This window comes from Mesorhizobium sp. M7A.F.Ca.ET.027.03.2.1, from assembly GCF_003999175.1.
Lineage (GTDB): Bacteria > Pseudomonadota > Alphaproteobacteria > Rhizobiales > Rhizobiaceae > Mesorhizobium.
Genome location: NZ_RZOM01000091.1, coordinates 1 through 10,022 on the forward strand (window position 1 = coordinate 1; position 10,022 = coordinate 10,022).

Here is a 10,022-nt window from a genome sequence, read left to right on the forward strand (position 1 = left end):
AGAAAAGGCAGCCGGCACCGAACACTGCGATCCACAGATCGGCACCAAATTGCCGCAAAAGGATGGTGTAACCAGCTAAAAACGCCGTCCAAAGCACGGCAAAATACAGAGAATAAGCATAGGCCGGCGGCAAGACCCAAAAGCCCCAAAGCTGCGGCTTGAAGACAAGAGACCAATCCAGAATAGGCAAAGCCCAGAACCCTTTCAGGGACTCATGATAAGGGGAAATCTGGTTGAAGGTCGAAAAGCCGCCGCGGACGGCAGTTTGAAATAGCGGCGTTAGGACGATCCATTCGTCCGATCGAATGGGGCGGGCTGACAGAAGCAAGGGCCTTGCATGCGAGCCAAGATATTGCAGGCCCATCGCATAGTGCGACGGCGTGAGCGCCAATCCGACATAGACGGCAGCAACTGCAAGAAGCGAAATCAGGAGTACGGGCGCGGTTTGCGCCTCAGTCCAACTGAACCCAAGCAAGCTCCATCTCTGTAACTCCACAGTGGTCCCAGTCATCAAATCTCTTCCCGCCGGAATGGGTTCCATATACCGCAAGTATCTTCAGCTATCGTACGACAACGGCACAATTGGAGCTAAAAAGACCTAGAGGAATACCGGTGTTAACTATTGCAGCCGGACTTCTCCCTGATTTGGGCCAGTCTTTCATAATAGATCGGCCATCCAAAAAGTCCATATTTTCTGGGTGCGTCCAGTACGAATATCTGGTTCCATTCAGCAGTGTCCGAAAGAGCCGGGGCGTGTAGTGCAGAAACGGAAGACCTGTGTGATGCTCAACAGGAAACCAACGATTAGGAAAGGCAATAAAAACTTTTTTTGCGACCCTTAGATGTTCGGAGATAAACTCGGTCCTCTGTGCAGGCCCTCCAACATGCTCTATTACCGCGTTGGAACACGCGATGTCAAAGCTTTGATCCTCGAAGGGCAACCGTTCTCCAGCGCGTATTTGTTTGAAATGGACTTTTGGGTAGTTGGAGACGACCTGCTTCCCGTCGCCCAGGCCGACGCAAGTGATATTGTGTTGCCACGGATAGTGTTTCTCGAGGAAATTGGCCCCGCCATTCTCGTCGTCGGAGACGCCAATATCCAGGATGCTGGAAGTGCTGCCTGGTGACAGCTCTTCCATGAACAAATTCATCATCGCCATACGGGCGCGTTTTAGAAGGCGCATCGAAAATGAATTATTCACGCCATCTCTGTAGTAAATAGAGTCAATATTCCCTCCATTATCGTTCGTCTTATTCACGACATCCTCTCCATTGTTTATCGCGTGCACCGTTACGCCTTCCTGTTGCCGGGAAAGACAAACATGTTGTAGAGAAGAAAATTGACCACCAGGCCAACGGCTGCGCCCGCACAATAGGCAGGAACGTGCCGTAGACTGGCGTCGTGGGGAGCAATTGCGGACATTACGGCAAGGTTGGCTCCCGCTCCGACAGAGCTCGCAACCAGGTAACGCAAAAACTCGGCAAACGCGGTATAGACGCGCCATGCCGAGAAAGTAGCAACTCGATTGATCGCCCATGTTGTGGCGATTGCGACAATGGAGGCAATGATCCGCGCGCGCCAGTATTGAGTGGAAAAAATCAGTGTCAACCCGAAGAATACGGTAGCATCGACTATGAACCCAAGTGCCCCCACGCCGAGGAAATCGGGAAGCTTTCTGATGCGCTGCCTCATGTGTTTTGCCTCGACGCGCCTACTGTGGATCATGGCGCCGGATATCGGAGGTAGGCCAAGCGCTTCGCCTCGCGCCGGCCGCGCGTAACGGTGTCAAGAATGAAGCCGCTGGATAACGAGAGCAGCGCGGACACCATGATGCCCGTCGCAAGAACCGCTGTCGGCAAACGGGGTACGAGGCCGGTTTCCATAAACTCGATGATGACAGACGCGCCAATGAGCAGAGAGAGCATCGCCAAGATACCCGCCACAATAGAGAAGAAGGCAAGCGGCCGCTCCTCCTTCACGAGGAAACCGATCAAGCGCAGTATTCGTAAGCCATCACTGTAGGTCCGCAACTTGCTCGCGGAACCAGTTGGTCGTTCGCGGTAGGGGGCTGTGATCTCTGATTGGGGTAAGCGGAGATCGAGCGCATGCACCACAAGCTCGGTTTCAATCTCAAACCCGGTCGATAGGGCGGGAAACGATTTAGCATAGCGCCGCGAAAACGCCTTGTATCCAGATAGCATGTCGGTGGTTGCTGCGCCGAAAATTCGTCGAACGAGGCCGGTTAGGAGCTTGTTCCCCCATTCATGGCCGCTTCTATATGCGTCGGAATTCTCAGCCACACGCGCGACATTTACCATGTCGTAGGGGCCGGAACAGAGCTCATCAATTAGGCGTTGGGCTACAGACGCGTCATAAGTGCCGTCCCCATCGACTAAAATATAGATGTCCGCCTCAATATCGCTGAACATTCGCCTAACCACGTTTCCTTTTCCCTGGCTTTTTTCTTTGCGTACAATCGCTCCTGAGCGAACAGACGCGTTATAGGTGTCATCACTCGAATTATTGTCATAAACGTACACATCGGCTGCGGGTAGGTGTGATTTAAAGTCATGAATTACGTCAGCAATAGTTAGCTCCTCGTTGTAGCAAGGAACAAGTACTGCTATTTTGTGTTCACGGTTCTTGTTAGTCATGGCGCTTGTCATTTTTCGCAACAGCCCGGGGGGAGGAGGTCGAAGACTTCCTTCACGCAAAAGCATTTCAGATAGGATCGCAATTGGCTTCGACCGCGAGTATCGATTCCGCCCCTGCTTGATACATCAAGTAAGCATGTCCCGCTTCCATCGGTCCGAGTTCCAGGATGCGCTTGCCGGAAAAATCCCTCAACGGTTTTCGAAAGCCAGTCGATACGTGAGCCTTCAAAGAGGGCGGCGCGCTCCCGGGGGCTGTTGTGGCATCGGCCGTCGCTGGAGATTTGGACGACCATTCGCCTTTGAAAATATCAACTGCACTTTGGGCGCTTGGCGAAATCGCGACGGATGGGTCGAAAATGTCCATCATTTCCTCTAAAGTCGATGTTGGGGCGGACCTTAGCAGTCGGCAAAGTCCTCGTCACGCCGGCTGCCTCGCATGCTCCTTCAGTTATGTGGCGAGCACTGATGACAGCAGCAGGTCAGAACCGGAGGTAGGGATAATCGTTCATGTGCCTGTTGGTAATCGAGGGGCTCTGCCGTTCGTCATCACTAGGAGAATGACTGAGACGGCGAAGCCGGCGATGCAGAGTTCCAGCGTTTTCAGCAGGTGACTGCTATCATAGTAGAACCGAATTTTGCTCTGCCCGTTCACCTCGACAGCAGGAAAAAAATCTAAAAAGCTTTTTAGCTCTACCGCCTTTCCATCCAATGTGGCCCGCCAATATTTATTGGTGCGGATGGGGAAAATGACCCATCCATGTGTTGCGCCTGAATATTCCACTGTCACGTCATCCGGTCGATATGTTGCAAGTCGCACCGAGCCAAAATCTGCTTCCGCTTGCCCGTCTAACCCATGCACATAATAGCCCGAGCCTAGAATCGCGTGGTTTTCGACAACATCAATGCCCGGCTCTACCGGCGTGATCGAGAAATTTTGAGGAAGATGAGTTTTCTCAATAACTCTAATTTTTGGGATACCGGGAAATACACTCGACCCAACTTGATAGGTTGCGCCCCCGGCGGTTTCGAAGGCCCATGCACTGAGCATCTTTTGGCTGTCGGGCTTGGTCATTGAAATGACGTACCGATACGTTCCGGTCACAAGAGGAGCGGCTTGGTTGAAACTGAAGGTGGCGAATTGGTTGTCACGTATCGCCTCCGGTGGCAATTCAGCGTGAGCCACGAGAAGTTCATCTTTGTAAAGATCAAATATCAATGCCGAGGGAGCGTAGACCTCATTATATGTTGCCAATAACACCTGCACACTCGTCGCACTCATGGGCTTGTCAATTACCAAGTTACCTTTGAGGGCACCGTTGTTAAGGGGGAGAGTGGGTCTCTGGCCAATGCCGGAGGTCTCATATGCCAATTCGGTGGCGCATCCACTTCTGACGAGGAAGAAGCGGACGGCAGCATAGGTAATTCCTCGGCTGGAGAAATTAATGTCAGAGCATTGAATGACGGAGGCGGTATATGTTGTCTGATAAGAAGGCGCTATGTCCTGAGTTATTTTCTTTTGAGCGTCGGTACGAAAGCCATGGGCAAATAATTCTGGCAATCGATAGTTCGATAAAAATCCAGAGGAAAGAAAGCTGTCGTCTGAAATGATGCTCTGACCAGGAAGAATTTTTGATAAGACATACGATATTGACGGGGTTTCTGGGAAGAATGTCTCGATGTCGGGTCTCGCATTGGTTTGCCTGAACCAGTAGCCGAGATTAATTGCCTGAAATAGGCATATGAACAGAATGATATGTGATTTGTAATAAGGTTCGTATTTTGATGATGTGGGAGATATGTAATGAATCGAATAGGAAGAGAGTATAGCTACTGACAATCCAAACAGTATAGATGCTCTACTCCAGGTGTTTAAATCGAATCCAGGGATTAATTTCACAAGGTTGGCAGGGGCTGCCCCAAACGCAGTTGCCATTGTGAATATTGCGATGATTAACCCAAAGACGGAAAATCGATCTCGTGCCCGAAAGATTATGTATATTGCAAGAATAGTTAGGATGGCGGCTGGTATTCCAGCCGAAAAAGTGCGCTCGACGCCTAAATGATCTGAAAAATCAGAGCCAAACATATAGATAATGTCGTAAGGGGAGAATGCTGTCCCACTTGTTCGGCTAGACAAATCAGTTGAATCGAGAATGTCTCTGGTTTGCAAAAGGCCGGGGAGGGCGAGGAATGCACCGGCAGTGCCTGCGCAGCCGAGCCCGACAATTCGCCTGATCGGGAGCTGATTGATGCCGATACTTCTGAGTTCGGCAAGAAGAACTACGATTCCCAGTATCAGTGACGAGATGGCCCCAAGGAGGGCCACAAATGGAAAGCCGCCTAGGCCCATCAAGGCTACGCTGAAAGTGAATCCTAAGGCCCAACTCAAATGGCCTGTCTGCCAGTATCGGAGTTGAGTGGCGAGAACCCATGGAATAAGAGCGCTCGTTGTCAGGTGCGGCCAATGTGCCCATGCGATGTTGAAACCGCAAAATGCAAATACCATGGCACCAAAAACTGCCGCCCTGCGATTACTGAACATGAAGAACAGCAGGAAATAAGTGCCAAAGGCAGCCAGGAGATAGTTCGTAAGAATTGCGAACGTGTAGCCCATGGCCTCGTTTGGCGTGAGGGCATAAACTATAAAAGGTATAGAAAGGCCCTCATAAATAGGCGCCTGGATGCCAGTTGCACCCAGCTGATGCAGGGGGTTCCATAGCGGGATATGCCCTTCCCATAACTCTCGCCTAAACTCTCGCCAGTTCGGCAGGCGGTGATCCAGCGCGTCAGAACGCTCCGCATTGATAAGTGGGGTGTCGATCCCAGCATTGTCCCATCCTGGATAAGCCAGCAGCAGATCCATTGGTGCCAGCGTTTGCCGAAAAGGATTGACGCCGACGATTCCCAGGACGAGGACGAAAAGAAGCACCATCGAAATGATGTGTCGCAGAAATGGGGTCTCTTCCGGCAAATGGCTGTTTTGCACGGATGCTTCCCCCATTTGCGTGTTCATGCGCTCTTCCCCTTTTGCAATATCAATTCCACCAGGGCGACCAGGCAGTCTCCGAGAACGGTGACGAGCCGGTTGCCGAGAGCAACCGCGGTGGCTGCCGGAGGCGGCAGGCCCGCGGCGGTAAGCCCCATGATCAGAACTGCTTCACGCACCCCAAGGCCACCCGGCGCTCCCGGAACGACAAAGCCAATGAGCCAGGCAGCCGCTCCTATGCCGACCAGCTCGGCCACGTGCCCCGCATCGTCCAAGGTTCTGGAAAGCGCAACGATCAGCAACCCATTGCCGATGAAAAACAGTGCATAGAGAAGAAAGGCTTCGGCAGAGGCGGTTAGCGCTCTTCTCCCGACGCCGGCGATCCTGAAGCGGAACAAAAGCGCTGTCCCGACCGCAAGCGCCAAAAGCCCGGCGGCGATTATTCCCGCAAGCAATCTAGGGTTATCGAGACCATAGCGCGCATAGGCATCCTGGAAAACCGGCCATGCCAGCAACGCGGCCAACGTTCCTGCGGCAAGGACGATGATGGACAATTCCCCTATCTGGGCAAAGGCAAGCGCCTTGTTCGACGCTCCGGCATTGCGGGCGAGGGCAAACCGGCCAACCATATGCATCACGTTGCTCGGCAGGTATTTGAAGATCTGCGTCTTCCCAAAAATGCCAAGCGCACGACTCAACGCAAGGGACGGCCCGTCAACGGCAACCAGGAAGCGATACCACGCGATGCCGACCAGTTGCAGGATGACGGCATAGGCGATGGCGCAGCCCGGTATGGCGATCAGAAAAAATGGTGAAATCAGTTGTCGTTGCAGGTCGCCGAAGGAGCGATGGATCGCCAATCCGACGAAGACAAGCGCGGCAAGGCTGACAATCAGACCCCCGGCACGAATTATTGAATTCAGCTTTCTGCTTTTGGCTGTTGGTGCCGTCTGCATTGTCTCAGTCACAACGGCAAAGGGCCATGGTCCAAGGAAGCGGCTTGCGGACCTCCACGACCTCCAGCGATTTGCCCAGCAGGTTGATGAAGGATGCGGATGACCAGTGCTGGATATGCCCCGGCGTGTTTCCAAGGCTTGAGATGTATTTGCCTCTGGCCATGTTAAGTGCCCGCCAGACAGGCTCCCGTGGCACGCTGACTAGAAGGTAAGGTTTGGCAAGCGATTTGAGTATCGCAAGGGCTTGTTCGGTATCGGGAATATGCTCGAGAACTTCGCAACAGATCACCAGTTCGGCCGAAGCGACTTCCGGTGTCAGGTCGAAAAGCGAGCGTGTTTCAAATATCGGCTCCAGCCCACGCTTCGTGCATTGCTCATTAGCCTCCGAAACACTGACGGATTCCAGGTCGCTGCCGCGAACATTCCACCCCCGATCATGAAGGCGAATGGACAAATTTCCCTCGCCGCAGCCGACCTCGTAAGCGTTTTGGACGCCTGTCTTCGCCGTTAACATATCGAAACTGCTCAGAAAGCCATCCATGAGATATCGTGCGATCGGATTCCGGGTATTGTATTTGTCGTAGTAATTGCCCGGAACGTTATCGTAGGCTGCTGGCGCTTCGTTCATCTACACTATTCCCGCTTATTTTACCTGCCTGAACCTTGGAACCTTCGCGATCTATCGAAAGCGAGCGGATCAATGCATTTTCCCGATGTTCCTGTTGCAGTTGCCTGATCCTGATTTCTTCGAGAATTTGTCTGTTAACCGCGATCAGTTCGGAAAGGATACCGCTCATGGCGAGGATGCCAGCAAGGGCAAGCAAGGCGCTGGAGAGAACCAGCGACTGAATGTTGCCGCTGCCTTCACCCCTTAGATAATGGAAAAGGAACCGGGCGATCATGATCAAACCCGGCGTGGCGACTATGGCCGCACACACCGAAAAGAAGCGCAGCGGGCTATAGACGACAAAGATCCTCACGACCGTTATCAGGGAGCGCCGCACATAGCTTGGTATGCTCTTGACCAGCCGCGAGGGCCGGAGATCGCCGTTCACGCGGATCGGCACGGAGGTGATCGGAATGTTCCTGCGTCCCGCCTGGATGATCGTTTCCAGCGTATAGGTGTAGCGGTTGAAGACGTTGAGCTGTATCGCCGCGTCGCGGTGGATGGCACGGAAACCGCTCGGCGCGTCGGGAACCGTCGTGCCGCTGGCAAGCTTGACGACCAGGCTTCCAAGCTTCTGCAGAAATTTCTTGACGGGTGAAAAATGCTCTATCTCGCTGATTGGCCTTGCGCCGACGACGATCAGGGCCTTTTTGTCCAGTATGGGCCGGACAAGATCGGGAATGCAGGAGGCATCATATTGGTTGTCCGCATCGGTGTTGACAATAACATCGGCGCCGAGCTTCAACGCGGTCTCAATGCCGGTCATGAAGGCTTTGGCAAGCCCCTGATTGTGGGGCAGCGAGACCACGTGATCCACACCGTTTTCCCGGGCAACCTCCACTGTGCGGTCAGTGGAGCCATCGTCGATCACGAGCCACTCTACCTGGTCGAAACCCTCGACCCGGCGCGGCAGGTCTGCAAGCGTGACGGCGAGTGTTCCCTCCTCATTCAAGCATGGGATCTGGATGATAAGCTTTGACAATCCACCCTCTTCTCTTTTTTCTTAAGACCGGCTGGCTGCCATTCACGGCATGGACCTGAAGAACTTTGGATATCAAGCCAATTGATCGCGAGGCGGCTTTTAAACCAGGGACTCGATCCGCCCAGCCCGAAGCGTCATTTTCTTCGTGCAAACGCGCTCGATGAGCGCATCGTCGTGGCTGGCCAATACGATGATGCCGGCTTTTTCCGCCAGTTGGTCCATCCGTTGTTTGGCTTTTTCCTGGAACGATGCGTCGCCGGCGCCAATCCATTCATCCATCAGCAGAATTTCGGGCTCGAGCGTGGTCGCCGCCGCAAATGCCAGGCGCGCCGCCATGCCCTGGCTGTACGCCTTGAACGGCAGGTCGATGAAGTCACCCAGTTCGCTGAAATCGATTATTTCTTCCATCTTCTCTTCGATCTCGGTCGCCGTCCAGCCGCTGATCAATCCTCTCAGCACGATGTTCCTGCGCCCGGTGGCCTCTGGGCGAAACCCTATGTTGATGTTGAACAGGGCATCGACCTTGCCCGCGATCGATATCGTGCCACCCGACGGCTGATAGATTCCATATAGAACCTTGAGCAGCGTCGTCTTGCCGGCGCCATTCGGGCCGACAAGGCCCAACCGGTCGCCTGCCTTGAGTTCGAAGCTGACATCGTCGAGCGCCTGCACGACCTGCTTGGTGCCCGACTTGGCTATGTTGCCGCCAAGAGCGCTGCGACGCCGGCCAGGCGCCGAAAGTGTCAATTTTTCGAACAGACGATAAACGAGGCTGACATTGTTCAGTTGGATGGATGTCATGGAACTCAGATCAGGAAAACGATGCGTTTGCGATAACGGCCCAACAACAGCAACGCAAGAGCCCATAGGCCGAGACTGATGTAACCAGCCACGGCCAACGCATGCGTCGGAAATATGCCGGCCGTGATCGGCTCACGTACGCCCTCCAGGAAATAGGTAAAGGGATTCCAGTGATAGGCATATTTTTGGACGCCTTCCTGACCGCTATAGACCCAGAACACCGGCGTGAAGAACATGCCGACCCGCATCAGATTCCCGACGATGAACTCACTATCGGGAAAGAAGGCGCCCAAGAACGCAAAAACCGTTACGAATGCAGGCGTTGCCAGGATGATGAGCAGCAGACCCAGCAGCGATAGCAGCCAATTCGCGCTGATCCCATAACCGCCCAGCAGCAGAACAAGAGCGCAACCCGCCAACGAATAAGCAGCCCTGATGATGCATTGCATCGTCAATCGCATCACATAGACGAACAGCGGCAGCGTTGTGCCTTGAATGAAGCTCGCTTCTCGCTGGAAAAGCGACACGCTCATGGTGATGGTCTCGGTGAGATAAAACCAGACCAGCATGCCGATGGCTACATAGGCTATATAGCTTGGGTTGCTGGCGTCGGTGGTCACGAAAACAAAGACAAAAGTGCCGACGAAAGCGAAATAATTGACCAGCATCCAAAGCGGGCCGAGCGTCGTGCGTCTGTGCTGGTCGCCGATGTCCTCGTGGGCAAGCGCGATCCAGACCCGGTGTAATCTCATGGCCTTTGAGATGTCGTCAAAAGCGCCGTTTAGTGCCGCAATCATAGCTGGGAGTATCGCAATCCGTTATTCTGGCGCATTATTCTTCGCTGGCCATAGCGAACCACCAAGCCCGTCTCTAATAGCCATTTCGATGGGCATATGGCAACGCATTGCGTCGTAACGCGGTGGGGAGCAGAGTCAACTGCGGCAAAACTGAACGCATGCTGATGCTGTGTGACTT

General features: G+C 53.6%; 11 protein-coding genes. All 11 read right to left on the bottom strand.

Annotated features, from left to right (window positions below):
- On the bottom strand, positions 1-511 hold a 511-nt coding region (locus EN750_RS06515), incomplete at its 3' end, for a hypothetical protein (protein ID WP_210212729.1).
- 49 nt (positions 512-560) lie between these two features.
- Positions 561-1,259, bottom strand: coding sequence for a methyltransferase domain-containing protein (locus EN750_RS06520; RefSeq protein ID WP_127395944.1), 699 nt, complete (start codon positions 1,257-1,259; stop codon positions 561-563).
- Between the two features lie 32 nt (positions 1,260-1,291).
- Positions 1,292-1,693, bottom strand: a complete 402-nt coding sequence (locus tag EN750_RS06525; protein WP_164781678.1) for a GtrA family protein — start codon at positions 1,691-1,693, stop codon at positions 1,292-1,294.
- 29 nt (positions 1,694-1,722) lie between these two features.
- Positions 1,723-2,655 (bottom strand): glycosyltransferase, encoded by a 933-nt coding sequence (locus tag EN750_RS06530; RefSeq protein ID WP_127395945.1) that lies wholly within the window; start codon positions 2,653-2,655, stop codon positions 1,723-1,725.
- 67 nt (positions 2,656-2,722) lie between these two features.
- Positions 2,723-3,019, bottom strand: coding sequence for a hypothetical protein (locus EN750_RS06535; RefSeq protein WP_127395946.1), 297 nt, complete (start codon positions 3,017-3,019; stop codon positions 2,723-2,725).
- A 141-nt stretch (positions 3,020-3,160) separates the two neighbouring features.
- Positions 3,161-5,668: a hypothetical protein gene (locus EN750_RS06540; protein WP_127395947.1), complete on the bottom strand. Its 2,508-nt coding sequence runs from the start codon at positions 5,666-5,668 to the stop codon at positions 3,161-3,163.
- Positions 5,665-6,597: a lysylphosphatidylglycerol synthase domain-containing protein gene (locus EN750_RS06545; protein ID WP_127395948.1), complete on the bottom strand. Its 933-nt coding sequence runs from the start codon at positions 6,595-6,597 to the stop codon at positions 5,665-5,667. The genes EN750_RS06540 and EN750_RS06545 overlap by 4 nt, the downstream gene beginning before the upstream one ends.
- Before the next feature lie 4 nt (positions 6,598-6,601).
- Positions 6,602-7,225, bottom strand: coding sequence for a methyltransferase domain-containing protein (locus tag EN750_RS06550; RefSeq protein WP_127395949.1), 624 nt, complete (start codon positions 7,223-7,225; stop codon positions 6,602-6,604).
- On the bottom strand, positions 7,197-8,246 hold the full coding sequence (locus EN750_RS06555; RefSeq protein WP_245482637.1) for a glycosyltransferase family 2 protein: 1,050 nt from the start codon (positions 8,244-8,246) through the stop codon (positions 7,197-7,199). Before EN750_RS06555 ends, EN750_RS06550 begins: the two co-directional genes overlap by 29 nt.
- Before the next feature lie 99 nt (positions 8,247-8,345).
- Positions 8,346-8,918 (bottom strand): ATP-binding cassette domain-containing protein, encoded by a 573-nt coding sequence (locus EN750_RS06560; protein ID WP_245482638.1) that lies wholly within the window; start codon positions 8,916-8,918, stop codon positions 8,346-8,348.
- 134 nt (positions 8,919-9,052) lie between these two features.
- Positions 9,053-9,844, bottom strand: a complete 792-nt coding sequence (locus EN750_RS06565; RefSeq protein WP_127395951.1) for an ABC transporter permease — start codon at positions 9,842-9,844, stop codon at positions 9,053-9,055.
- Between the last annotated feature and the right edge of the window lie 178 nt (positions 9,845-10,022).

Excerpts from the sequence above, each read along its gene's own strand:
- EN750_RS06565 (WP_127395951.1), bottom strand. The coding sequence starts at position 9,844 with ATGATTGCGGCACTAAACGGCGCTTTTGACGACATCTCAAAGGCCATG.
- EN750_RS06530 (WP_127395945.1), bottom strand. The coding sequence starts at position 2,655 with ATGACTAACAAGAACCGTGAACACAAAATAGCAGTACTTGTTCCTTGC.
- EN750_RS06545 (WP_127395948.1), bottom strand. The coding sequence starts at position 6,597 with ATGCAGACGGCACCAACAGCCAAAAGCAGAAAGCTGAATTCAATAATT.
- EN750_RS06540 (WP_127395947.1), bottom strand. The coding sequence starts at position 5,668 with ATGAACACGCAAATGGGGGAAGCATCCGTGCAAAACAGCCATTTGCCG.
- EN750_RS06550 (WP_127395949.1), bottom strand. The coding sequence starts at position 7,225 with ATGAACGAAGCGCCAGCAGCCTACGATAACGTTCCGGGCAATTACTAC.
- EN750_RS06525 (WP_164781678.1), bottom strand. The coding sequence starts at position 1,693 with ATGAGGCAGCGCATCAGAAAGCTTCCCGATTTCCTCGGCGTGGGGGCA.
- EN750_RS06535 (WP_127395946.1), bottom strand. The coding sequence starts at position 3,019 with ATGGACATTTTCGACCCATCCGTCGCGATTTCGCCAAGCGCCCAAAGT.